At 48.8% G+C, this 24,967-nt stretch carries 20 protein-coding genes; 8 read left to right on the top strand and 12 right to left on the bottom strand.

Translation table 11 applies throughout. The features are described from left to right. Window positions 1–49: 49 nt before the first annotated feature. From WBJ53_RS13610 to WBJ53_RS13595, 4 genes are all read right to left on the bottom strand, one after another. A complete protein-coding gene (locus tag WBJ53_RS13610) occupies window positions 50–565 on the bottom strand; it encodes a gluconate 2-dehydrogenase subunit 3 family protein (protein WP_338877189.1) in 516 nt (171 codons plus the stop codon). A 180-nt stretch (window positions 566–745) separates the two neighbouring features. Continuing rightward, complete coding sequence (locus tag WBJ53_RS13605) at window positions 746–2,464, bottom strand: D-aminoacylase (protein WP_338876684.1); 1,719 nt, start codon at window positions 2,462–2,464, stop codon at window positions 746–748. A gap of 47 nt (window positions 2,465–2,511) precedes the next feature. Beyond that, complete coding sequence (locus WBJ53_RS13600) at window positions 2,512–4,038, bottom strand: M20/M25/M40 family metallo-hydrolase (protein WP_338876683.1); 1,527 nt, start codon at window positions 4,036–4,038, stop codon at window positions 2,512–2,514. A 47-nt stretch (window positions 4,039–4,085) separates the two neighbouring features. Then, window positions 4,086–5,657 carry a serine hydrolase gene (locus WBJ53_RS13595; RefSeq protein WP_338876682.1) on the bottom strand — a complete coding sequence of 524 codons (1,572 nt, stop codon included), beginning with the start codon at window positions 5,655–5,657 and terminating at the stop codon, window positions 4,086–4,088. 108 nt (window positions 5,658–5,765) lie between these two features. Between WBJ53_RS13595 and WBJ53_RS13590 the strand changes: the two genes are divergently transcribed. Continuing rightward, on the top strand, window positions 5,766–7,271 hold the full coding sequence (locus WBJ53_RS13590; RefSeq protein ID WP_338876681.1) for a M28 family peptidase: 1,506 nt from the start codon (window positions 5,766–5,768) through the stop codon (window positions 7,269–7,271). 39 nt (window positions 7,272–7,310) lie between these two features. Here the strand turns inward: WBJ53_RS13590 and WBJ53_RS13585 are convergent, their stop codons facing one another. Together WBJ53_RS13585 and WBJ53_RS13580 are read right to left on the bottom strand one after the other, a co-directional pair. Further along, window positions 7,311–9,170 carry a hypothetical protein gene (locus WBJ53_RS13585; protein WP_338876680.1) on the bottom strand — a complete coding sequence of 620 codons (1,860 nt, stop codon included), beginning with the start codon at window positions 9,168–9,170 and terminating at the stop codon, window positions 7,311–7,313. Window positions 9,171–9,388: 218 nt separating this feature from the next. Further along, window positions 9,389–10,783, bottom strand: coding sequence for a hypothetical protein (locus WBJ53_RS13580; protein ID WP_338876679.1), 1,395 nt, complete (start codon window positions 10,781–10,783; stop codon window positions 9,389–9,391). A 418-nt stretch (window positions 10,784–11,201) separates the two neighbouring features. Between WBJ53_RS13580 and WBJ53_RS13575 the strand changes: the two genes are divergently transcribed. The 6 genes from WBJ53_RS13575 (at window position 11,202) to WBJ53_RS13550 (ending at window position 18,241) form a co-directional block, all read left to right on the top strand. After that, window positions 11,202–12,380 (top strand): serine hydrolase, encoded by a 1,179-nt coding sequence (locus WBJ53_RS13575; RefSeq protein ID WP_338876678.1) that lies wholly within the window; start codon window positions 11,202–11,204, stop codon window positions 12,378–12,380. A gap of 182 nt (window positions 12,381–12,562) precedes the next feature. Continuing rightward, window positions 12,563–15,238 carry a glucosidase gene (locus WBJ53_RS13570; RefSeq protein WP_338876677.1) on the top strand — a complete coding sequence of 892 codons (2,676 nt, stop codon included), beginning with the start codon at window positions 12,563–12,565 and terminating at the stop codon, window positions 15,236–15,238. Window positions 15,239–15,318: 80 nt separating this feature from the next. Further along, complete coding sequence (locus WBJ53_RS13565) at window positions 15,319–15,843, top strand: GNAT family N-acetyltransferase (RefSeq protein ID WP_338876676.1); 525 nt, start codon at window positions 15,319–15,321, stop codon at window positions 15,841–15,843. 50 nt (window positions 15,844–15,893) lie between these two features. Beyond that, window positions 15,894–16,442, top strand: a complete 549-nt coding sequence (locus WBJ53_RS13560) for a Sua5/YciO/YrdC/YwlC family protein (RefSeq protein WP_338876675.1) — start codon at window positions 15,894–15,896, stop codon at window positions 16,440–16,442. A gap of 72 nt (window positions 16,443–16,514) precedes the next feature. Further along, on the top strand, window positions 16,515–18,026 hold the full coding sequence (locus WBJ53_RS13555; protein WP_338876674.1) for an HD domain-containing protein: 1,512 nt from the start codon (window positions 16,515–16,517) through the stop codon (window positions 18,024–18,026). Window positions 18,027–18,034: 8 nt separating this feature from the next. After that, the gene (locus tag WBJ53_RS13550) at window positions 18,035–18,241 is read left to right on the top strand and encodes a hypothetical protein (RefSeq protein WP_338876673.1); all 207 of its coding nucleotides are present in this window, start codon (window positions 18,035–18,037) and stop codon (window positions 18,239–18,241) included. A 68-nt stretch (window positions 18,242–18,309) separates the two neighbouring features. Here the strand turns inward: WBJ53_RS13550 and WBJ53_RS13545 are convergent, their stop codons facing one another. Both WBJ53_RS13545 and WBJ53_RS13540 read right to left on the bottom strand, forming a co-directional pair. After that, window positions 18,310–19,101, bottom strand: coding sequence for a M23 family metallopeptidase (locus tag WBJ53_RS13545; protein ID WP_338876672.1), 792 nt, complete (start codon window positions 19,099–19,101; stop codon window positions 18,310–18,312). Between the two features lie 147 nt (window positions 19,102–19,248). Beyond that, window positions 19,249–20,097, bottom strand: a complete 849-nt coding sequence (locus tag WBJ53_RS13540; RefSeq protein ID WP_338876671.1) for an AraC family transcriptional regulator — start codon at window positions 20,095–20,097, stop codon at window positions 19,249–19,251. 158 nt (window positions 20,098–20,255) lie between these two features. Here WBJ53_RS13540 and WBJ53_RS13535 point away from each other — a divergent pair, with 158 nt between their 5' ends. Next, entirely contained in the window at window positions 20,256–21,233 is a 978-nt protein-coding gene (locus tag WBJ53_RS13535; protein WP_338876670.1) for a phytanoyl-CoA dioxygenase family protein, read from the top strand. 74 nt (window positions 21,234–21,307) lie between these two features. Here WBJ53_RS13535 and WBJ53_RS13530 read toward each other — a convergent pair whose 3' ends face one another. The 4 genes from WBJ53_RS13530 to WBJ53_RS13515 form a co-directional block, all read right to left on the bottom strand. Beyond that, a complete protein-coding gene (locus WBJ53_RS13530; protein ID WP_338876669.1) occupies window positions 21,308–21,979 on the bottom strand; it encodes a DUF6089 family protein in 672 nt (223 codons plus the stop codon). Window positions 21,980–21,982: 3 nt separating this feature from the next. Further along, window positions 21,983–23,005 (bottom strand): DUF6089 family protein, encoded by a 1,023-nt coding sequence (locus WBJ53_RS13525; RefSeq protein ID WP_338876668.1) that lies wholly within the window; start codon window positions 23,003–23,005, stop codon window positions 21,983–21,985. Window positions 23,006–23,197: 192 nt separating this feature from the next. Beyond that, window positions 23,198–24,073: an NAD kinase gene (locus tag WBJ53_RS13520; protein WP_338876667.1), complete on the bottom strand. Its 876-nt coding sequence runs from the start codon at window positions 24,071–24,073 to the stop codon at window positions 23,198–23,200. Window positions 24,074–24,192: 119 nt separating this feature from the next. Next, entirely contained in the window at window positions 24,193–24,861 is a 669-nt protein-coding gene (locus tag WBJ53_RS13515) for a CBS domain-containing protein (RefSeq protein WP_338876666.1), read from the bottom strand. Window positions 24,862–24,967: the final 106 nt, after the last annotated feature.

Here is a 24,967-nt window from a genome sequence, read left to right as displayed (position 1 = left end):
TTCGCTCATTTAGGTTCTGAACAAGCAAAGCAACCATAAACCCAACCCCTTATTTCGTTTGAGAAACGGCTTTGGTAGGAACAGGTACGCAGCCGTAGTAATGTCCAGGAATCATCTGGTAATGGGTGAGGTTGGTCATGACGTATTCGGAGTTCATATAGCCCCGGATTGTTAAGCCTTTCACCATTGAGTAGAATTCTTTTTGTGCAGGATCGGTCGATTGCGACAGTTGCGTAAGCAAGGTTGTTCGCTGGGTCGTATTGCCTTCTGCAAAAGATTTACCAAACGTTTTGCCGGCAAGTTCATCAACGGTTGTCAGCCCTTTGCGAAACGTATCCTGCGCAGACGGATCGTAGCAGTCGACAACAATTTTCTGGATAAACTGATGCACATTCAGTGCTTTAGCGCCTGGCGTATCGGTGGCCGGAATAATTGTTTCGACTATATCGGCCAACAGATCATCCTGGCTACGCGAGAGAAAGTTATGGGATAACTGGACCGTTTCGGCCGTCCAGCCTTTAGCCCAGCCTGGCAGACTGATGAGAGCACCAGCCGCAACTGCCATTGATTTAAGCGCACTACGTCGTTCCACAGCAGGTTATTATAAGTTCAATACATTCTTTCAAAGATACAAAAACAGATGAAATTAACCCAATATATCACCCATTTAAAAACAGCCTACCCTCAGCAATGCGGTTTTGATTTTCATTCACCTAAAACGGAAACTAGTAGTTTTTACTCATCCTTATTTTCTAACTCCACCTTTCTGTTTGGGCACCGCTTTTTTTCCTGGCCCCCAAATGGCCCGGCCAGGAAAAACGCCCGTATGCTCACCATCGTTCAGCACTTGTTTTCCATTCACGAAAACATGCTGAACTCCTATAGCATACTGAAATGGTTCGGCAAAGGTGGCCTTATCGGCAATGGTAGCGGGATCAAAAACGACAATATCGGCAAAATAGCCGGGCTGAAGCAGGCCACGATCAGGAAGTTTATGATTCATTGCTGGTAGGCTCGTTAGCCGCCGGATGGCTTCTTCCAGTGAAATCACGTGTTCGTCGCGAACATATTTCCCCAACAACCGGGCAAAATTTCCGAATGTACGCGGATGCACAACGCCCATCATTTTTCGGTCTTCCGACATCGATCCGGCATCCGATCCAAACGATACCCAGGGCTGGCTAATACCTCGTTTCACGTTTTCTTCCGACATTAGAAAATACGTAGCTTCGACCCGTGTTTTGTCAGCAACAATCAAGTCCATCACCGTTTCGATTGGATCTTTATGCCAGATAGTGGCTATCTGGCCCAGCGTTTTACCGTTATACTTCTTCAGTGAATCGACTTCGAAAGCCGTCAGGATAATGTTCTCGGGCGAACCGGCCAGTTCATACATATTTTCCCAGTCGTGGCCTTTTTGTTGTACTTCTGCCTTTAGTTTCTTACGGGTTGCGGAGTCCTGCAACCGTTTCCAGCCTGCCATAAACCCTCCGTTGAACAGGTAAGGAGGCAAACAGGATGTCAGCCCCGTTGCACCTGCGGTATAGGTATACATGTTAGCCGTAACGTTTTGCCCCTGCCGCCGAGCCGTATTGATGAGATCGATGGTCGACTGCATTTTAGGCCAGTTTCGTTGCCCCGATGCCTTAAAATGATACAGTTCAACCGGCACTTTAGCTTCCCTACCAATTTTGATCAGTTCGGCTACCCCTTCTTCGAGCCGATCACCTTCACTGCGTATGTGGGCAATGTAGCGCCCGCCATACCGACCTGCTTCCTTACAAAGTGCAATTAGTTCGTGGGTATCGGCAAACGAATTGGGCGGATAAATAAGCGCAGTAGTAATGCCCAGAGCACCCTCCTCCATGCCTTTGCGAACAATTGCCCGCATCCGATTTAATTGGCTGGGCGTTGGTTTGACATCGGCCTCACCCAACACAACCTGACGCACCTGCGCAGCCCCCAGGTAAGACGCAATGTTGGGCGTAATTCCTTTGTTCTGCAACTTGGTCATAAACTCCGCCAGTGTGGTCCAGTCGCAGGTCAGGTTGTAGGGTTTCAGGTAAAGATTTACCTGCTGACGCATTTCATCGGTACTGAGCGGCCCCCAGGAATCCTCGCCAAAGACTTCCGTTGTGATGCCTTGTTTGGTGTCGCTCATCGAATGACCATCCCGCAAAAATTCAAGCCCGGTATGCGACAGCACATTGATAAAACCAGGTGCCACGGCTTTCCCTCTGGCATCGATGACAGTAACAGCTCTGGCCCCCGACAGCACACCAACCGCAACGATACGGTTGCCCCGAATACCAACATCGCCCGATTTGGGTGGCTTTCCCGATCCGTCGTAGAGTAACCCGTTTCGAATCAGAATATCAAATTGAGAAGGAACTGTTTTAGCTGGCTGTGCAGCCAGATACCCAACACGAATCAGTATCAGGACGAGGAAAGTAGAAAATCGCATGGCAGGTAGTAGAGTATATCTATTCTGAAATCGGGAAAATCTGACCATCACTGAATAAGCATCAGTGCAGCCAGGGTTTCGAGGCCTTCCCATAGGTAATTTACCATAACATTCTCGTTTTCGGCATGTTGATTATTATCGTAGTTGACTACCGGAACTGATAATACATTGGCTTTCAGGGTTTGTTCGAAGACGTACAACGGAAGGCTACCTCCCGCAGTCGGCAATAAAACAACCGGCTCCTTCGTAGTCGACTGAATGGCCTTTATGACCGACTGCGCAATGGGTAAATCCATCGGTGTTCGTTGGGCATTATAGCCAACGCCGGTTTCAACCTTTATGAGTTTTGGATACTGCTGCCGTTCGGCATCAGTTGGATCATGATCAATCACGTGGTAGCCCTGAGCACGGATATGTTCGACCACGCGCTGGGTTTGCCGCAACACATCGTTGCCGCGTACCAACCGCAAATCGAGTACCGCTTCTGCTTTTGCCGGAATTATGTTGCCTGCCATTGCACCTACGTTGGCACTCTGAATGCCGTTGATATTCAGAGTTGGGGTCATCAGCAATTCCATAAATGGCTTGCCGTTTCCGTCGGGTCTGGCAATGCCCAGTTCTTTCTTCAGAACTGCTTCCATATTCGGAACGGCAGCAATTGCCTGTTTTTCGCTGGCAGTCAATGGAGTTACATCATCGTAAAATCCCTTAATCAAAACGCGGCCATCGTCGTCTTTCATGCTGGCCAGCAAACGAACCAGCCGCTGCGCTGGATTAGGTGCCCAGTTGCCATAATTACCACTGTGCAGCGGGCGTTTAGGGCCATATACCGTTAATTCCATATTGACATCGCCCCGCACACCAAACTGAATTACTTTTTTTCCCGACACATGACGAGGTCCATCAACAATAATCCATAGATCACTCTGTAATTTGTCGCGGTGTTTTTCCAGAATGTCGCCCAGATGCGTGGAACCAACCTCTTCTTCCCCTTCAAAGAAAAACGCCAGATTAACGGTTGGCTTCATTCCTGTTTTTACCAACGCATCGTAGGCGTTCAGAATAGTTATGACACCAGCCTTATCATCAGCGCTCCCCCGCCCCGATAGTCGCCACGTTGGATCAATAGGATCGCCCGACTTGTAGGTAGTAACGATTTTGCCACCTTGTTCAATAGGAGCGGTAATAAACACCGGCCCGAAGGGTTCCAGGCCCTCGGCCCATTGCCGGGGGTTTACGGGCTGGCCGTCGTAATGGGCATAAAAAATAATCGTTTTAGTAGCACCTGGTGCTTTCACCTCTCCAAAAACGGCGGGCGTCGTACCTGCTTTTTTTCCGTCGAGCAGGATAGCGGCAATGCCTCGCTGTTTCATCATGGAGACGATGTGAGCTGCATTTTTTCGAATATTTACCGAGTCTGACGATACGTTTGGAATGCTCACAAACTCCCGGTAGTCGGTTATCAGTTCGGTTTCGTGAGCCTGTCGATATTGTCGAATACGTTGCTGAACAGTCTGGGCGCAGCAAATCTGCCAGCCAATAAGCCCAGCCAGCAGAGCCAATCTTGTTTTCAAGGAATTATCAACTTTGGTTTATCAATCGTTTATCAACGGCAAAGCGCTTACCGCTCGGCCACTCCTTTACCCGAATTGTCGGGGGCTTTGTCCAGTTCAATTCCTCCCCAAACCAGCTTACCAACCTTTCCCTGCGTGTTAAGCACAAAGCTCACCGGGTCATTCCCGTTCCAGAACTGGTCATAAATAAACCGGAACGTATCGTAGTGCCAATGCGCGAGTTTGCCCGTCATTACTTTATTGACTGAGACCCGCAAACTACCATCCTGAAGTGTTACTTCGGCTTTGCCATACAAGGGGCTACTGTAACTTCCAACATAGGCCAACATAGGCAACGATGGTTTTGTATTGGGCACACGGGCACTATCGGCTTTTTGCTGGGCAAGTTTAGCCCGCTGTTTTATACTGCCATAGAGCTGCCGAAATTCGGCGCTCCAGTCGCGGGGTGTGCCTAACCCAAACTCATCGAAGGCCCGGTACATGATGGCATGGCGAAGCTCGGCATGATCGAGATTGCCCTGTACATAAACGGCCAGTTTCTCATCTGGCAACTGCCCATGAATGGCAATCATCCCCGTCAGGCTACCCGTATGAAAGTTTACCCGGTGTCCGCGATAATCGTGCTGGAACCAGCCTAGCCCATACGTTTTCCAGACGGGCCTGGTCAGTTGCTGGGTCGGATAAAACTGGCTATCAGTCACAAACGTTTGTGGTTTAAACAGTTCGGCCCAGGTGGCCGGTTTCAGGAGCGTTTTGCCATTATAGCGGCCGCTATCGAGCATACACTGCATCCAGGCCGCAATATCGTCGGGGCAGGTCCAGACCGATCCAGCCGGCCCAACCGCATCGACCAGCCCTTCTTCCTGCCGACTATCGACCAGCCGGATGGTGTCGTTTAGTTCGATATGTGGTTTCGCCCGATTCGCATCCGTCACCTCCCTGAACATGGCGCACGTCCGGCTCATGGCCAAAGGCTCGAAAATACGCTTCCGAATAAACAGTTCCCAGGGCATTCCACTCACTTTTTCGACCACTTTCCCAGCCGCCAGATACATGATATTCTGGTAAATAAAACTCGACCGGAATGAATAAACTGGTTTCACGAGCCGCATCCGATGCAGAATTTCGTCGGACGGAATTTGCATAGCCGCCCACAGAAAATCAGCATTTCCAACACCGGTGTCATGAATCAGCAGGTCCCGTACACGTAGCTCTCGGGTAACCGCCGGATCATACAATTGAAAATCGGGCAGATAATCGGTCACGGGATCGTCCCAATGCAGTTTCCCTTCGTCCACGAGCATACCCAGACAAGCCGCCGTCATGGCCTTCGTAGTCGATGCCATAGCAAAAAGTGTCTGCGTATCGACCGGTTCCGGTTTTCCCAGTACCCGAACGCCATAGCCTTTTTTAAACAATATCCGTCCATCTTTTACGACCGTAACGGTCATACCGGGCACCTGCCAGTCGCGAACCGCCTGCTGAACGTAACGATCAAACTGAGCAACGGGATCTGGAGTCGTTTTTTTAGAACGCCCGGTTTTGTTGGGCTGTGCTGCGAGAGGAAATCTGGCAAAAACAGAAAATAGCAGTAGGAATACGAGGTACGTCTGTTTCATATCAGGGCATTTATTTCCCCAAGTTAATGATTTATTGATGTAGCGCTCTACGGCGTGCCGACTCTGTGTATATTTGTTTTTACCCAATCATCAACGTATAACGAAATAATGATTTATCTGAATTTTCGACGGATTCTTTACGTTACCGCTTGCCTGGGATTCTTACTCATTTTCCTCACGGCTTTACCAGCACAGGCACAGTCTACCCCCAGCAAAGGCAGTAATGCACTGTCGGCCATTAAAGAAACGGACATCAAACGTGATCTTTTTGCGCTGGCGGGCGATCATTTTCGGGGCCGGGAAGGCGGCTCGCTCGATGAGCTAAAAGCATCGGTCTGGATTGCGGATCAGCTTCGGGCAATGGGGCTGCAACCGGCGGGTGACGATGGAACATTCTTTCAGTTTTTCCACATTCAGCGGACACGTATTACCGAAACCAGTCGCCTGACTATCGGAACCCATCAGCTTACGCACGGCCAGGATGCCTTTATTCTGGCACCAGCCATTGCATCGGTCGATGCGCCATTGGTTTTTGTGGGCAAAGGAACGCCCGAAGAGCTGGCAAAAGCTGATATTAAAGGCAAAGCCGTAGCGCTGGAATTTTCGGGAACGGCGCCAGCCGAATTGAGTTACCGCCGATTTCTGTTTGGCACCATGAATCGCAAGGCAGCAGAGCTGGTCAAAGCGGGTGCGCTGGCCGTTATCTGGGTTTCCAACGCTGATGCCCAATTCTATTTTGACCGCTGGACCACTGGGCTCGAACGAGGCCGTTACGACTTACCGGGCGGCCCAAACACCCGCGTTTTCTCGCAGGCACCTACGGTTTGGCTACCGGCCAGTGCATTGGAATGGATCAAACAGCCCGGTCAGCAATTTACCAACGTCGTCAATGTCGAAAGTTTTAACTATCCATCGGTCAATATAGTAGCGAAGGTTCCGGGAACCGATCCGAAGCTCAAAGACGAGTATGTGCTCTTCAGTACCCATCAGGACCACGATGGCGTTCGTCGGGCGGTTGCTGGCGACTCGATCTGGAACGGTGCCGACGACAATGCCAGCGGCTGCGTGGCCACGATGGCTATTGGACGGGCTTTTGCCAAACAACCCGGAAAACGCTCGGCCCTGTTTGTTTTCCACGGTGCCGAAGAACGCGGTTTGCTGGGGTCGCGTTATTTTGTGGAGAAACCTACTGTGCCTAAAGGATCGATTGTAGCCGTTCTGAACGCCGAAATGATTGGCCGAAACGCTCCCGACAGCGCCTGTATTCTGGGCCAGCAACCACCCCACCGAAACTCTACCGATCTGGTCAATGCCGCGCTGGCCGTCAATCAGTCGGAAGCCCATTTCAAACTCGATACGCTCTGGGACAAACCCGACCATCCCGAAGGCTGGTATTTCCGGTCAGACCACCTGCCCTATGCCCGGGCCAATATTCCGGCCATTGCCTTTACAACCCTGCTCCATGCTGATTATCACACGCCCAAAGACGAACCCGATCGCATCAATACAGAAAAAGTTACACGGATAGCCCGCTGGATTTACCTTACGGGCTGGGATGTGGCCAACCGTCCTCAGCGCGTCCGGGTCGACGATGGCTTTAAGCTGGAACGCTAGACCATACCGAACCCACGTTCCGGCTCGCAAACGGTGTTCTTATTTACTGGCTTTAATCAAAACATTATCAATATAAAACGATGTTGGTGCACAAGGCTCGTCGGCCCCTTTGAGCGGAGGGTCGTTTGTTTCGTTGGGGGTTTGTCGGGTAGGAGAATCCCGAAACGCCCCCGTTCGAACCGACAATCGTTCGATGGATTTCACGGCTTCGGCTAACTGAGCCTTGTTCAGAACCTTTTTACCATCAATTGTCAGCGAATAAGTTCCGTGCAGGGTAGCCTCGGTTTCAATTTCAACACGATACCACTTCCGTTTTTGGTAAACGAGAACCGATTTCTCAACATGGCCATCCGTAGCCATAATTTGTCCACTTTCGTCAAAACGAATGCGTACGGGTCGGTTTCCAAATTGGTCGGCCAGATCAAGTTCAAGTCGACCCGTATTGGAGGCTTCGGCATAAACATCGATGGTTGTATGCACCTTAGTTCCCTCTTCAAAAACCCGAATAGCCCGCGCATAGTCATACAAATCCTGATCGAATAGTTTAAGTGCCTGCCCTGCTTTACCCGGTGTTTTAACCACCGAAACGGGTGCCCAGAGCGGTGCGTAAATATTCCAGTCGGGTACCGAACCATCCAGTATCAGCCCGTCAAATGTATCATTGACAGTACCTTTCACGGCATAGGTTATCGGCACGGGAATTCGGCTAATCCACACATCTTCTTTGTTGACAGTATAACTTAGCCACATATCACTACCGGGAGGATTGCCATTGCCTTCCACAATACCTCGCATGTAGCACGGGCCAAAATCCTTCCAGCGCCCACTAAAACGCCGGGGAGGCACTTCGCTGTGAACCAGCAGCATGTTATCGAACAGAATGCCGTCGTCGCCAGTAATAACAACCAATGGGTAGCGATATTCCGACTGCTCAATAGGGTTATAGCTAATCGCATACCGTCCATCTTCGGTGCGCTGGCCCCATTGTTTTCCTCCCGACATCAATAAGGTCGGCACATTCACAGGTTCGGAAAACGTTTTGCCTTCGTTGTCAGACAAGCCAGCCAGGGCATGTTTCCAGAGAGCCACCACCCTACCGTCTTTGCGGTGGTAGTAGGATAACGCCTGTCCCGATTTGTTATAGTTGTAAAACCCATCAACCCCATGATCTTCGTCGTACCATTGGAATGTTTTCAGCCGGTCCTGCAGCAGCGCATCGCAGGCAGCAATAAAGCCCGCATCAGGCGATTTTTTGTAGAATGGATAGCTGGTATTGGTTTCATTCCAGGATGCCTCGCTTTCATAACGAATAAAAAAGATCGGCCCGAAACGTCCATCCTTATATATTTCCCGCACTACGCGCCCAATTCCTCCCTCTCCAAAAGGGTCTTCGGTATGACCATAGAAACCCAGTACTAAAAGTCGACCATTGGGCGCTACATAAAACCCCATGCGCTGATGCATCATGTAGCCATTATACCCTTCCTTAATTTTTACGCCTTCCGGTGCTTTATAAGGCGGAAACACCACTTCGGGCGTTGCCCAGTGGCGTCCATCTTTCGATTTAATCAGTAGCGTCTGGCCGGGAGCAATATGTTCGTCAACTGGATTACTGAGATACTGCTGGAAAAACGTTCCCTCCCAGTAACAGAGGTTCGACGCATGGTTATACGTCCATCCATATTTTTCGGCATAGTTGGGGTGCGTTCGATTAGCCCGTAATGTCTGACGATTTTCGGTGCCAATAGCATAGCGCAACCGCCCTTCATGCAAGCTGGGGTCTACGGTCTGCCCACCCACGTATCGAACAGGTTCATTTGGGCTACCGGTCTGAGCGATGCCCGGAATTGTACTGAAAAGAAGAACGGAACAGGTTACCGACAGGAAGACTTTTACCATGAAACGTATATGTATAAAACTTCAGCAAAGCTAGCCAGCTCTGTTCTATACTACTGAATTAACCTCGTTTCATACTACTCCTTCAAAAACACGCACACACGCGGCCTACTTTGGGCAGAGCAGTTCTATAACAACTAAATCAGGCCAAAGCTAAGCGAGCTCTGACCTGATTTCCAGTTACAATTTACGGTAAGTTCGGCTTGATTTCGACCATCGGCTTAGCGTCGGCCACCACCGTGGAAACCACCGCCACCGAAGCCACCACCGTGAAAGCCACCACCACTAAAACCTCCGCTGCGGAAACCACCACCATTATAGGTACGAGCACCACCCCAGGCCTGCATATGATATCCACCAGCGTTTGCATTCATGTTAGGGCGAACAACCGTACCCCGTGATGGCGCACTCCAGTTCTGAGGACGATGATACTGACCGGCATTGGTTAGCCAGTTACCACGTGCATTGTTAAAGCCTGCCGTTGGAGCAAATGCCCGACGAGCCGCTGTCATGAAGCCTGCGTTGGCCGGTGCCCAGAAACGGTGTGCCCCGATGTTGCGGGAATAATAGGTGTTAAACCGATTATACAGGTGCGGATAATTGTAGTACCCCCGTCCAAAAAACCAGTTTGAAAAACCAAATGAGGGCAGACCAAACACAACCATATTGCCACCTAAGCCATAATAGAAACCCGTATTATACCACCAGGCTCCCGGATACCACATCGGCGACCCATACCAGTATGGATACCCAAACCAGAACGAATAGGGATTCTGGTAATAGTACGAACTATTAACCCAGGCCGGATTTGGGTTGATGCCGGTGTTGTACCCATTTGCCTGTGCATAGGCCTGCCCGGCCTGCTGTAGCTCCTGACGAGCCTGCGGATCGTTGTTGAGCTGATTCTGATAATCGGCCAGTTCCTGCTGATTCTGTACATCCAGACTATCGTGCAGGGCGGTCAGATCTTTCGTAACCTGGTCGGGATTAGCCATATAGGCTTCTCCCAATTGCGTAGTCAGGTCCAGGTGGTCGGTCAATTGGCTCAGCACGTCGGGCATATCAATCAGTTGCCGAAATGCGGTCTGAGTCGATACATCGAGGGGAGCAATCAGCTCTTCAAAATTTTGCTGAGCCCGCTGATTCAGATTATCGACCTCAACCAAATCGTTGTTGTGATGGCGATATAGTTTCCAGGCTGCCTCCTGCAAATCAGCAGGCAAAGTATTCGTTAAGGCATTTACCGACGATTCGCTACTACCCGCAGGCAAAGTAGCTAACGTGTGCATAAGATCGGGGTACCGTGACAGGGTATAGAACCAGCTTTGTTTATTCTGACCATACGATTGAATCAAGGTAGTAAATGCCTGCTGACTGGCCTGTCGTTGCTGAGCCAGTTTATCGAGTACTAGGGGCTGTGCACTCACCAATAGAATGGATCGACGAACATCGTCGCGATAAGGAGCAATGGCCGGAACAATTGTTTTATCGGTATTGACAATCGACTGCTGCCCGGCGTCTGGTGCCTGAGCAACAGCTAGTTGATACCCGCCTACTAGTAATCCAACAGTAAGCAGTAACGACTTGGCAGGTGTATTCAAAAAAAGCGTTTTCATGATTGACAATCTAGCTTAGGAATGTGCTTCCTCGTCTTGAATGATCTTGTTTAAAACCACAACGAGCTAGCCCGGTACCGCGAAAACCGACACCGTCTGTATCGGGCATCGGGGAGGTTCATTGTCTGTACATAAAACAGAAATAGTACCCAAAACGTAATAAAATGGAGGTTAATGTTTCGTTAAAAATCACAAAACCCAATCGTCTGTTTTCTCCATTCTGTTAAATTATCCTACTATATATATAGAAAAATTATACTTACTCGGCTTTTATAGTACATACCTAAGAGGGTTTATAAATTGACAAAGAAGCTTTAGATTCTCGTCCTCAAACGGGCTAAATTTTTCCTTAAATCCTATAACTTAGAGCTTTAGTTTCTCAAAGCAGTACTGGGAAAACACCGATTCAATAGTGAAGATGCCCTTACCTCTTTTCCGAAGACTTGCTTTCATTGCGTTAGCGCTGCTTGTTTTAGCAGGCTGTCGTCGATCGGCTTCTGTATCGAAACTTTATTTCCCTCCTGAAGGTGATAACTGGGCACACCTTGCTCCGGAAAAAGCGGGTATGGATGCGGCTTTGCTCAACGAAGCAGTTGCCTTTGCCAAAACGCAGGAAACCAAACAGATGGCTCCTGACTTTTCAACGCAGGAAGAAATTTTTGGCAAGCTGCTAGGCCCAATGCCCTCCAGCCGGGCAGCCACGAATGGCATTGTTCTACGGCATGGCTATATTGTTGCCGAATGGGGCGACACCAGACGCCCAGATCCTACTTACAGTGTTGCCAAGAGCGTTTTGTCGACTGTAGCGGGCATTACGCTGGAGCGCGGTATGATTCCCGACATTCACGAACCGGTGGCCAATTTGATTCATGACGGCGGTTACGAATCGGCCCAAAATAAACCCATAACCTGGGAAAATCACCTCCAGCAAAGTAGCGAATGGGAAGGCACTCTCTGGGGGAAAAATAGTGATTTCGTTGGTAAAGAAGCCTTTGGCAAAGGCGAACGCAAACCGCGTACACTTCAAGAGCCGGGTTCTTATTATGAATATAACGACGTTCGGATCAACCGACTGGCACTATCGTTGCTGCGATTATGGAAGAAACCCCTGCCCGAGGTCGTTAAAGATGAAATTATGAACCCTATTGGGGCATCAACTACCTGGCAATATGTGCCTTACCCAAATGCAGTTGCAGAGGTCGATGGTAAGCAAATGCCATCCGTAAGTGGTGGAACTCGCTGGGGCGGTGGCCTCTGGATCAACACCCGCGACGAAGCCCGTTTCGGCTATCTGTTTTTGCGTCAGGGTCGTTGGAAGAACCAACAGATTGTTTCAGCAAATTGGGTGAAACAGGCAACAACGCCAAGTCCTGTTGGTCCTGATTATGGCTACCTGTGGTGGCTAAATACCGGAACGAGCAAAACGGGTAAAAAAGCATGGCCCGATGCTCCTGCCACCAGTTTTGCGGCCCTGGGAGCTGGCTCAAACACTATTTGGGTCGATCCCGAACATGATCTTGTGATTGTCTGGCGATGGCATAATGGTAATCCTAACGAACTGATCAGGCGAGTGCTGGCAGCAGTAAAGGAAAAATGAGACGGTGCTGTACTTTTTCAGTCTAAGGAGATATGCTCTGCCATCGACTTACAGAAACCTATCTAGTAATCAATTAGTTACCAAAACAGGCGTTTTTGCAACTCTTTCAATGTAACTACATGATTTGTTTTTGTTTCAATGCAAGGATAAAAACTAACAACTATTAACCTACCGTACAACAAATGCCAACAGCAGAGCGCGAACGTATTTACGAACGAGCCGACAACAAAGGCTGGAAAAAATGGGGTCCTTATCTTTCAGATCGTGCCTGGGGAACAGTCCGCGAGGACTATAGCCCCTATGGTGATGCATGGAATCATGTAAACCACGATATGGCCCGTTCCCGTGCGTATCGCTGGGGCGAAGAGGGAATTGGGGGCATATCGGATAATAAAGGCCATATCTGCTTTGCGCTGGCGTTCTGGAATCATAAGGATAACATTCTGAAAGAACGCTTTTTTGGCCTGTCAGGCCCGGAAGGTAATCATGGCGAAGATGTGAAGGAATTGTACTACTATCTGGATAGTACACCGACCCATTCGTACATGAAAATGCTGTATAAATATCCGCAGCAGGAGTATCCCTACAATCGGCTGGTCATCGAAACATCGCGCCGGGGCCGTCAGGAGCCTGAGTTTGAGCTAATGGACACGGGCATCTTTAACAATGATGAGTATTTCGATATATTCATTGAATATGCCAAAGCCGACCAGAATGACTGGCTGGTAAAAGTAACGGCTCATAACCGTTCGGAAAAGCCTGCTCCTCTGACTCTGTTGCCTACCATCTGGTTCCGAAATACCTGGTCGTGGGGGTATGAACAATACAATGCCAAACCAATGCTCAATGGCATTGGCAACCGGCAAATCGAGGTCAATCATAAACAGTTAGGAAAATACAAACTGTATTGCGAAGACGCCGACGCCCTGCTTTTCTGCGAAAACGAAACCAATACCGAACGGCTCTATGGTCGTCCTAACCTGTCGAAACACCCAAAAGACTCAATCAATAACTATATTACCTCGGGAGGTAAAAAAGGGTTTATCAATCCAAATCAAATTGGCACAAAAGCCTCAGCGCAGTATACCCGACAAATACCGGCCGGGAGCAGCGTAAGCATTCGCCTTCGTTTTAGTGACCAAACCCATTTGGCTCAACCCTTTGCCGATTTTGATGAAATCTGGAACAAACGGCTGACCGAAGCCAACGCTTTTTTTGGGGAGCTGCAAAAAAACGTTACCGACACCGAACTGCTGGCCATTCAGCGGCAGGCTTATGCGGGTATGCTCTGGAACAAGCAGTTTTATTACTACAATGTGAACGAATGGCTCAAAGGCGACCCTAAAATGCCAGTGCCTTTTCAGGGGCGTGTATACGCACGTAACGAAAGCTGGCGGCATATGTATACGGCCAACATTCTGTCGATGCCCGACAAATGGGAATATCCGTGGTTTGCCGCCTGGGACCTGGCTTTTCATACACTGACGCTGGCCCGGCTTGACCCTCATTTTGCCAAGCGGCAATTGGCCGTTATTCTGCGGGAATATTATATGCATCCCAACGGCCAGATACCTGCCTACGAGTGGAACTTCAGCGATGTAAACCCGCCGGTTCATGCCTGGGCAACCTGGAAAGTCTACGAGATCGACCGCGACCTCAATGGCGTTGGCGACGTAGGATTCCTCGAACGGGTGTTTCATAAGCTCCTGCTGAATTTTACGTGGTGGGTCAATCGAAAAGACGTAGCCGGAAATAATATTTTTGGGGGTGGGTTCCTGGGGCTGGATAATATCGGCGTTTTTGACCGGTCGCAGCCTCTGCCCATGGGCGGACGCATCGAACAGGCCGACGGCACGGGCTGGATGGCAATGTATACGCTGAATATGCTTCGGATAGCCTGCGAGATTTCACTGACCCGCCCCTCCTATCAGGATATGGCCAGCAAGTTTTTCGAGCACTTCCTGCACATTGCGTCGGCTATGAATAACCTCGGCAAACAAAATATTAGCCTCTGGGACGAAGTCGATCAGTTTTATTATGATGTATTACATACACCCGACCAAAACGCCCGCCTGCTCAAAATCCGCTCTATGGTGGGCCTGATTCCCTTGTTTGCTGTTGAGATTCTGGACGAAGAGCTGTTGTCTAAGCTCCCAGATTTTAAACGGCGCGTGGAGTGGGTGCTTACCAACCGACCCGACCTGGCCTCACTGATTTCGCGCTGGCACGAACCTGGCAAAGGCGAAACACACTTATTGAGTCTGCTGCGGGGCCATCGGATGAAAATGATCATGAAACGGATGTTCGACGAAACCGAATTTCTCTCTGATTATGGCATCCGGGCTTTATCGAAGTACCACGAAAAAACACCGTATCAATTCGAACTGAACAGCGAGATCTTCCAGGTTCGCTACGTACCGGCCGAATCGGAAATGAGCATGTTCGGTGGTAATTCTAACTGGCGGGGGCCCATCTGGTTTCCGGTAAACTTCCTGCTGGTCGACGCTTTACTTAAGTTCTACCAGTACTATGGCGACGATTTTGAAATTGAATATCCGACCAACTCAGGGCAGGTCATGAGCATTAAGGAAGCTACGATTCTGGTCGTTGAACGATTAATGAATATTTTCCGACGCGATAGCAATGGACGAATTGCCGCCTATGGCCATCAGGAAAAAATGCAAAACGACCCTAATTTCCAGGGCCTTTACCTATTCTACGAATATTTTCACGGCGATACAGGTGCTGGCCTTGGCGCGAACCACCAAACCGGCTGGACTGGTCTGATAGCCGATCTGATCGAATACTGGTATAACTATCAGCCCGAGGCCGTAACAGCCTTGAATGCAGGAAAATAGCATTCATTAACCAGTTTCTTTACGGGCAAGCCCCGCGGCTCATGCTCGTAAAGAAACTGGTTAATTTCTCTTCTACGTGTATGCTGCCTATTACCACTACCCGCTTAACATTACTTCCGCTCGACCTGCCTACCTACGAAGCTCTCTTTGCTGGTCCAACCGAGCTGAGCCAACACCTTTCGATTAAAGTACCGGCTGTTTTGAGCGAGTTTGGCATGGACATATTTCGGTATACTCACGCCGTTTTGGCCGACGATGCGAGTGAAGGCCCCTGGTGGCTTTATTTATTCATCCATCGGGCTGATAATGCGCTTGCTGGAGTTGGCGGCTACAAAGGCAAACCTGACTCAGCAGGTATGGTCGAAATTGGCTATGAAATCTACCCTATCTACCGTGGACAGGGGCTGGCTACCGAAACGGCCCAGGCACTGATTGACCATGCATTTGAGCACCCCAATGTGTTGATTGTGCAGGCACATACACTGGCCGAAATGAATGCATCCGTACGAGTACTTGAAAAATGCGGTATGCGCTTTAACGATGCCTTTGACGATCCGAACGAAGGCCCTGTCTGGCAGTGGAAAGTCGTTCGACCATCCAAATAAAACTTAGGCGCGCGGTTTTCCTAAACTTGCTGTATTTTCGCGGGTTAATTATGACCTCTAGCATCCGCGATATCACTTACCAACTCCGACAGGGACAACTCATTGCCCTTGCCGACGAAACGGGCTGGTCTCTTGTTGCCGACCCAACCAACAACGCTGCCGTTCAGCAACTACTATCATTTCGGGCTAGTATGCCCGCTGGCCAGTATCCAACTGTAATCATTCAGAGTGCAGACCAACTAGTCTTGTATGTCGCTACGCTTCCAGACATTGCCTACGACGTGGTTGAATTTGCCGAAAATCCCTTAACAATCGTTTATGATCAGGGGAAAAATGTCTCCAGCGAATTACTTGCCTCCAGCAACACACCAGAAACCCTGGGTGAACTTGCCGTTCGGCGAGCACTGAATCCCGACGTTCAACAACTGATTGGGGGGTTTGGGCGTGGATTGCTTAGCATCCCTTTCGAGTCGCTGACGTTACCACCAGCCGCCAAAGCCGCCAGTAAGGGCCAATTTGGCACCCTGCCCGGAATGCCACGACGCCCGCGTATTATGCGATTGGGCATTGGCGGAGAAGTAAACTTTATACGAAAATAATCCGTTTGTGGTCTACAGTTTTCGGTCTGGTTATGGTACTATAAACCCGATCGTAAGCCTGATACCAGAGTTATGAATTTCAGCGACACTTTACATAAAAATCCAGTTTTTGACCTTATTGCCCGTGAGGCTAGTCGGCTTGGCGTGCGAGCTTATGTCATTGGTGGATTTGTGCGCGATCTGATCCTCAATCGTCCGTCAAAAGATATTGATGTTGTTTGCATAGGTAGTGGTATTGCACTAGCCGAAGCCGTTGGGCGTACGCTACATACCAACGTATCCGTATTTGAAAACTTCGGAACAGCCATGCTCCGGACTTCGCACGACCGTACGAGTAGCGATGACTGGGAAGTAGAGTTTGTGGGTGCCCGTAAAGAATCCTATCGCAGCGATTCGCGCAAGCCCATTGTGGAAGACGGTACGCTCGAAGATGATCAGAACCGGCGCGATTTCACCATTAATGCAATGGGTATTAGCCTGAATCGCGATGATTATGGCGACCTGGTTGACCCGTTCGATGGATTGAAAGACATCAAACGCAAACTGATTCGGACGCCCCTCGATCCAGACATTACGTTCTCCGACGATCCATTACGGATGATGCGGGCCATTCGGTTTGCCTCTCAGTTAAACTTCGATATTGAACCCGATACGTTTGATGCCATTGTGCGCATGAACGAACGGATCAGCATTGTGTCGCGCGAGCGGGTAACTGACGAACTGAACAAAATTATTCTGTCGCCAACGCCCTCCTATGGTTTCAAGCTACTGTATCATGCGGGTTTACTGGATCGTATTTTCCCCGAACTGATTGCCCTGAAGGGTGTCGAAACCATTGAAGGGAAAGGGCATAAAGATAATTTTTATCATACCCTGCAAGTGCTCGACAACATCGCCAATCGCGCCGACCAGTCGGAACTATTGCGACAGAATGAACTCTGGTTGCGTTGGGCAGCCCTTTTACACGACATTGCCAAACCTGCCACAAAACGATTTGATGCAAAAGTTGGCTGGACATTCCATGGTCACGAAGATATGGGAGCGCGTTGGGTTCCGGGTATTTTCAGAACCATGAAGCTGCCGCTAAACGAGCATATGCGTTTTGTTCAGAAACTCGTTCGGCTGCACCTTCGCCCTATTGCGTTAACTAAAGAGCAAATTACCGATTCGGCGCTCCGTCGTTTGTTGGTTGAAGCAGGCGAAGATCTGGACGGCCTGATGGCTCTCTGCCGGGCCGATATCACCTCGAAAAACTACGAAAAAGTGCAGAAACACCTGCGCAATTTCGACCGCGTCGAACGAAAATTACATGATCTTGAAGAACGCGACAAACTCCGTAATTTTCAGCCAGTTATCACGGGCGAGCTAATTATGGAAACCTTCAACTTACCCCCCTCAAAAGAAATAGGTGAAATCAAATCTATTGTTCGGGAGGCAATTCTGGATGGTGTAGTGCCCAATAACCTTGAAGCGGCTTTTCCGTTTATGCTTGAAGAGGGACACAAACGGGGCCTGACACCAGTTAAAACCCTGCCGGAGCTCAATCTAAATACGGAATCAACTGAATCTGAAAAATCTGCTTAACTGAATCAATGGAGAATCGAACCAATTTCCGACGTTTTTTTGGTGCCTCGCTCACCATTCTGGGTGTTGTTGTGATCCTGTTTGCATTAATTGCTTTCCTGTCGAATAAAAAACCAATTCTGGGCCTTACGGTATCGAAAGCCGAATCAGCTGCTCCATTCATTGTGGGCATGATTTTCCTGATCACAGGCGTCAATCTGGTGCGGGAAAGTTGATTGGGTTTATGGTTGCCCTGTCCATTAGTATACGTTCTACTACTACAGTGCAACCGCAAACCGTACACTTATTTTGACAATTGGGCTGTTAGTAGCCACTGGTAGGTATTTAGGGGCAGGGGCAGTCCATTGGGTTGAATCTGAAGATACATCAGGTGCAGGTGTGTTGGCGACCGGGCCTTGTAGGCATTAAACCCCGATCGTCCCATTTCGGCAAGTTTCTGCCCGGCCTGCACCCATTGGCCCGGAGTAACCAGCACCTTATTGTTATGGGCATAATAAAACAGACCATGCAAAATTGGGTCATACACCCAAATCCAATTGCCCCCCCGGTATTCGGAACCAGGATGCCAGTCGGTTTCAATAGCTAACACAAGTCCGCTGCTCATGGCCAGCACTTCGACCGGCTCGCCCGTACGGTCGTCAATATTATCCTGATTCCGGTCAACCACAAAAATATCCTGAGCCGGATGACTTCCTCTTACATTATAATCGAACAGGTCGAAGCCATTGCCCCGATAGCCTTCGCCATGTGAACCACCAATAGCGGTTGCTGTATAGCCACGAATCGGAAACGAAAAATAGGTTCCGGACCGGTACAAGCTATCCCGTTGCAGGCTATCGCTCGGAATAGTTTCCGAGCTCAGAAAGCGCTCTTTCAAGCCTTTCATGATACCACTGAATTCGAGTCGGGCCGAATCCGGCGTTATGGTCTGCTCCCGAATTTTGGTATATAGTATCTGATATTGCTGGCAGTAATCGTAAAGCGTAGGCTCATCCGAATAGTTGGTAATCACCTGCGATGATGCTTCATTAATTCCGCCCAGCAGCACTGCCGCTATCAAACCTGCTATTCGCATGAACGACGTCAAACCAATCTTCACTAATTCATTTTTTCAGTTACAGGCTCAAAAATACGCAAAGTCGGCTTCAAACGCAGTGTCTTCCTTTTTCAACCGATAATAAAGCCGTATAAAGCAGCAAAGAACCCTGATAAAAGAAGCTTATTATTGGTCGATATGCCTTTTTTTAAACTGCATTGGATTCTCACCGGTTATTTTTCGGAATGTTTTGTTAAAATACGAAACACTCTCAAAACCACTGGCGAAGCAGGCTTCTGTTACATTATAATCGAGCAGCAGTAATTTTTGTGCCTGATTTATCCGATACTGATTCACAAATTGTGTAAACGTTAATCGGGTCATTTTTTTAAAGTATCGACAGAATGCCGCTTCGGTGAGGTTCACGCGAGCTGCCATTTCCTGTATGTCGATCTTCCGTTGAAAATTTTCCTCTATGTACCGGTGAACCAGCTTCAGTCGTTGTTGCTCTTTCAGATTATATTGATTTTCAATGGGCTTTCCGTCGAGTAGCGTCATTTCGGTACTCGTAGCCAGGTACTGAAAAATGTTTAGTAAGCTCATCAGTCGGTCAAAATGCGACGATTCCACGAGCTGCTCAAGCTTTTCGCCCACAACACGTTTGGTTTCTCCATGAAATGAGATCCCGTGCCGGGCCAGTTCAAACAATTGAGCAATGTCCGAAAACTCTGGAATCTGCAAAAAATGCGGTCCTAAAAAATCTTCTTTCATCTGAACCACTACTTTCCGATGATCGGTCTTCACGCCATAATCGAAATTGAGATGCGGAATATTAGGGCCAATAAAGACAAGATCGCTGCCTTCGTAACGTGAGATATGATCGCCAACGTGCCGGGTTCCGCTCGCTCCCGTAATATAGACGATCTCATATTCTGGATGATAGTGCCAAAGAAAGACCTCGTTGAGATGCGGAGTCAGCAGAATATGAAATGAGCTGTTCAGATCAGGACTGATTTCCTCCCGTTTAACTTTCATAGAGCAGTCAATTTTGTACTAAACTATACTCTTTCCTGATTTAATAACAAACCAAGAGCAATATAGTACAAAAAAAGGCCATCATGGGAGTAGAAATCAGGCATTCAGCAGGAATATCTTTGTTATAACCAAAAAACGCAAAACCCTGATACTTAGCGATGGATACGCAGACAACCATGACTCCAACCATGATTCCCAACAATGCTCATAAAGAGATACCAGGCAATCCGTCAACTGCTACAAGCAGCAAAATAAAGCTCAACGATCGGTCGAATGGCGCGCCCTTACGGGTATTGTCGGAAGCCGACTGGAAATTCTGGCAGGAAAACGGCTACATTGTCATTAAACAGGCCGTCCCTAAAGAAAATGCAGAACGGCTGGCTAAACTGCTATGGGAGTTCGAAGAAAAAGACCCAGCCGATCCTGAAACCTGGTATGCCCCCGCCCGCGCCGAAATGAAGATGAAAGAGCTTACGAACAGCGGCATGGTAGAGCTTTATAATCACCAGTATGAGTGGGATAACCGGCAATATCCGCGCATTTATAATGCCTTCGTCGACATTTGGGGCACCGAAAAGCTTTGGGTGACTATTGACCGAGCAAATCTGAATTTTCCGGTTCGGCCGGGGCATGAGTTTAAAGGATTTATCCATTGGGATTATGACCCGGAAACAAAACCACAGAATGTTCAGGGTGTTCTGGCGCTGGCCGACCAGACCGACGAGAATATGGGAGGTTTCCAGTGTATTCCAGAGCTATACCGCACTTACGATACGTGGAAATTAACCCAACCCGCCGACCGCGATCATTTCAAACCCGATGTTACGGGCTTTGAGCTGGTAAAAGTGAAGATGGAAGCGGGCGATCTGCTGATTTTTAACAGCACACAGCCACACGGCATACGGCCTAATCTATCGAAAGATAAAGTTCGGATTGCTCAGTATATTTCTATGATGCCCGCCGAAGAAGACAACGAAGCCCTGCGGCAGTGGCGCATCACCTCCTGGCGCGAACGGCAGGCACCCGAAGGCTATGCGTTCCCTGGCGACCCTCGCAATTGGGAAAAAACCCGCTACCAAACCGCTACCCTCACCGAACTGGGCGAGAAACTGCTGGGGTTGAAGAAGTGGGATTGAGAAAAGTTATAATGCGCAAAGCCATCCGCAATTTTAGTTTCTAATTCGCGGATGGCTTCATGATATTGGGCAGATTATGGGCAAAAAATCGTATAGAAGGTGTAGCTGACCGTAATAGCAGTATATGTATAACTGTCGTTCAGGGCCGGATTCCCCTGGGCCAGTTTATTGGTTGTTACCCCAAAAGTTCGCTCGCCGAGGCCATCGAGGTAGTCATTATTCGTAAATCGGGTACCAAATTCAATCCCGACGCTCCAGGGGCGTTTGATCTCGTATTTGACTCCTACACCAAGTGGAAAATTAAGCAGGGCGCGTGCTTTAACGACATGATTGGTGTAACTATACAAACCCAGGCCCGCAAAAACATAGGGAGTCCAGTTTTTAACTTTAGGTGTCTGCTTATAGTTAAGAAAGTTATACTCCATATCAACCGTAGCTTCGCTGGTAGTGCTCCTGAATGAGAAATCGCGTGCCTGCTGCAGGGGATCATTACTAAATTTGTCGTCGGCCTGAAAGCTCCCAATAGCAAGGCCTGCCCGCAGCGAAAACGATCGGGTAGCATTATAACGAAAAAACATATTAGCTGCCGGACGATAAAAGCGAGGGTTCAGATGAGGAGAGACATCTCCTTTATAGAGCATCCCCCCTAACCCACCACCGACTTCCATCTTCTGGGCACTGGCACCGAAGCTGATAAAAAGCCCGACTAGCAGCAGTCGGGCCGTAGAGATATGGGCTTTCCTCACAGTTTATTTAATGGGCGGACATTTAATTTTACCCGGAATAATATAATGAATTTGAAAACTCGTCAGCATATAGCCGTCTTTCAAAAAGCCCAGGATATTGCTTGCTGACCCACGAGTTGGCGAGTTTATAGCGGCCAGAACTGATGTCTGACTATCGCCCCCGGCATTGTACATATCTTTTAGGACCTGGTAGCGATCGGGAGGATTATTGTAACGAGCGGCAAACTGCTGTTGCCGACGATCGGCCATTTTCGTTGCTAGCCCGGTTAACACCGCCGGATCAGCATAGGGTCCGCCTACATCATCCAGATAATCTGTAAAGGTATAGCGATAACCTATTTCAAAGCCAAGATTAAAGTTTTCATTTAACCGATACCGAAGCCCGAAGCCAACCGGAATCGATGCCGTAACGAGAGAATACGGTTTGTCGTATCCTGGCTGCCCCTGCCCTTCGGTATGCAATGGCTGTAATTTAACCCATTTTTGAGGATCGTAATCGCCATTGTCAGGCGGAGCTGGAGTCCGCGCTTCGGGACTATGTGCCAGCAAGGCAATTCCGCCAAAAACGTATGGCGTTAGTTTAGCCCGCACGTTTGAGTTTCGCCCATCGGCTACAAAGTTATAAATCCCAGAAATGGCAAATTCCTTAAGGTCATTCCGAAAATGTAGATTTCGGGTGTATTGAACCAGGTTTTCGTTGCTCTTATTTATGCTGCCCTTATTGAAGGTATAATCGTCGCCCGCAATTCGGGCCCAGGTAAAGGAGGCTCTTGCCGCAAAATGAGGAGTAAATTGCCGGGTATACCCCAGGCCAACATTCCAGCGCGGCATAATGTAGGTAGCTTTAATAAACTGCCGGTAACCGGCCAAATCGCCATAGTAGTGGGATGAACCAACGCCAAAACTCACTGACGAATAGGGAACAAATTTGGTGTTCGGCCGTCGTTGGGCCTCACTGTCTGACACACCGCTGAGTAAACATACTCCTGTCAGAACACCCGCTGCCAGATAATGGTATCGCTTCATGTGGTTAAGTTTCGTGAATCAACCGGGTTGCCCCGAAGGTCAGCCATTTCCGAAACGGCCGCCAAGCCGGTTTTATTGGAAAAGACGACCGAAAAATATACAATGGAATAGCAAAGAGAGTGCCAGTATAGCCAAACATGCACTCCAAACCACATCTGCCAGATATGTCTTATCTACATTAACGTGGTTTTATTAATTTCTGATGTCCCAGCCCCAATTTAACTTACTCCGAAGGGTGTTCAGGAAGTTATCGTCGCTGAGTTTCACCAGTCGGGCCTTGAAGGCTTCTTTCTGAACGCTGATCCGGGCCGATACCTCCACCGTAAAGGAGCGGGAATCGAGGGCTGCCAGAAAATTTCCGCTGCGACTTTCAACTTCAAACGCCAGTTGGCAGGTATCCATCACAATCATGGGCCGCACATTCAGGTTGTGTGGGCTAATGGGCGTAATGATAAAATTATTCGTTTGGGGCAGCAAAACGGGTCCACCGCAGCTTAACGAATAACCGGTAGAGCCAGAAGGAGTCGAAATAATTATACCATCGGCCCAGTAGGAGTTCAGAAACTCGCCATCGAGATAGGTGTGTACCGTTATCATCGACGAGGTTTGTGTACGGGTAATGGTAAAATCATTGAGGCCAAAAGGCAGATTACCAAAAATATCCGGATTAGATCGAACCCCAACCAGTACGCGTTCGTCGATGCTGTACTGCTCATTAAAGAGCGCGTCAATCATCAGCCGAATAGACGATGGGGCAACTGTAGCCAAAAAACCTAGTCGGCCAATATTGATGCCTACTATCGGGATTTGTTGAGGTCCCACGTGAGTGACAGCATCCAGCAGCGTGCCATCTCCCCCTAAACTGAAAATAAAATCAACGTCAGAGATACCCTGATCGGTTTGATAGGTGGCTTCGCTGTTGTGGGAAACGGCAGCACTATCTAAGAATTCGCGGTAAACATGAGAGAGAACAACTTCGACCTGACGTTTAGCCAGCTCGTCAAACATAGATTGAATATACGGCCGGGCTTTCTCGGGAAAGTTGCGCCCGTGAATGGCGATTTTCATGGAAAAAGGTTTCGGTTTTCCGTTTATGCTCTACAGGAGTACCGGTTACGATAATAGTCCCGTTTCAATCCAGGCGCCATCGGGCAACTTCTGTAGGCAATAAACCAAAAACCTTAAAACTAGGTATTTAGATAACGAAGCAGCGAATCGAGCCGCTCCTGATCAATGCTTTCGACGGGGGCGTTGGCAAATGCGGCTTCGATATGATAACCAAAGCGCTCAAAGGTAGAAATAACAGACGTAATATCCCGACGATTTAGTTTGAGTGTTAACCGAGACCGGTCTGGCATACCATAGGCAGCGCTGGAGAAATAACTACTGATTATTTTGACGTTATTTGATTCAACCAGTCGGCTTATTTCGGCCATGGAGTAGTCACGCTCATTTAGATTTAGAATCAGAATAGCGCCTGCTTCCTGAACGCCAAGTTCCTGCGCAAACTGTTTTAGCAGTTCATTGGCCGAAATGGTTCCTGAAAACTCACGACCTTCGTTCAGAACGGCGATCACATCCATCCGGTGTTGAATGATCAGACTCATAATCTCATATAAGTGCTGATCCTCATATACGTATATCTGCTCAAACAGGCGCATTGCATTGCTCACTGGTTGATCGATATCGGGAATATCCATCAATAATTCTTCACTAACCACACCCCGGTATTCTCCCTGGTCGATCAGCACGAGTTGCCCGGTACGGTGCTCCTGCATCCAATCCAACGCCTGCTCTACCGTGTCGGTAGGTTTCAGGGCTGGTAGCATCGGGTCTATGAGTTCGGCAGCCAGCATACGAATTGAAATTAAAAGAAACTGTGTGGCAGAAAACTACGGAAATTCTGCCATAGTTTCCAAAACTTAGCGAAAAACAGTTTATCCTGAATTACTTCATTAAGGT

Source organism: Spirosoma sp. SC4-14 (assembly GCF_037201965.1).
In the GTDB taxonomy this organism is placed as follows: domain Bacteria; phylum Bacteroidota; class Bacteroidia; order Cytophagales; family Spirosomataceae; genus Spirosoma.
Note: the sequence above shows the minus strand (reverse complement) of the source record. Positions and strands in the feature narration are given on the sequence as shown.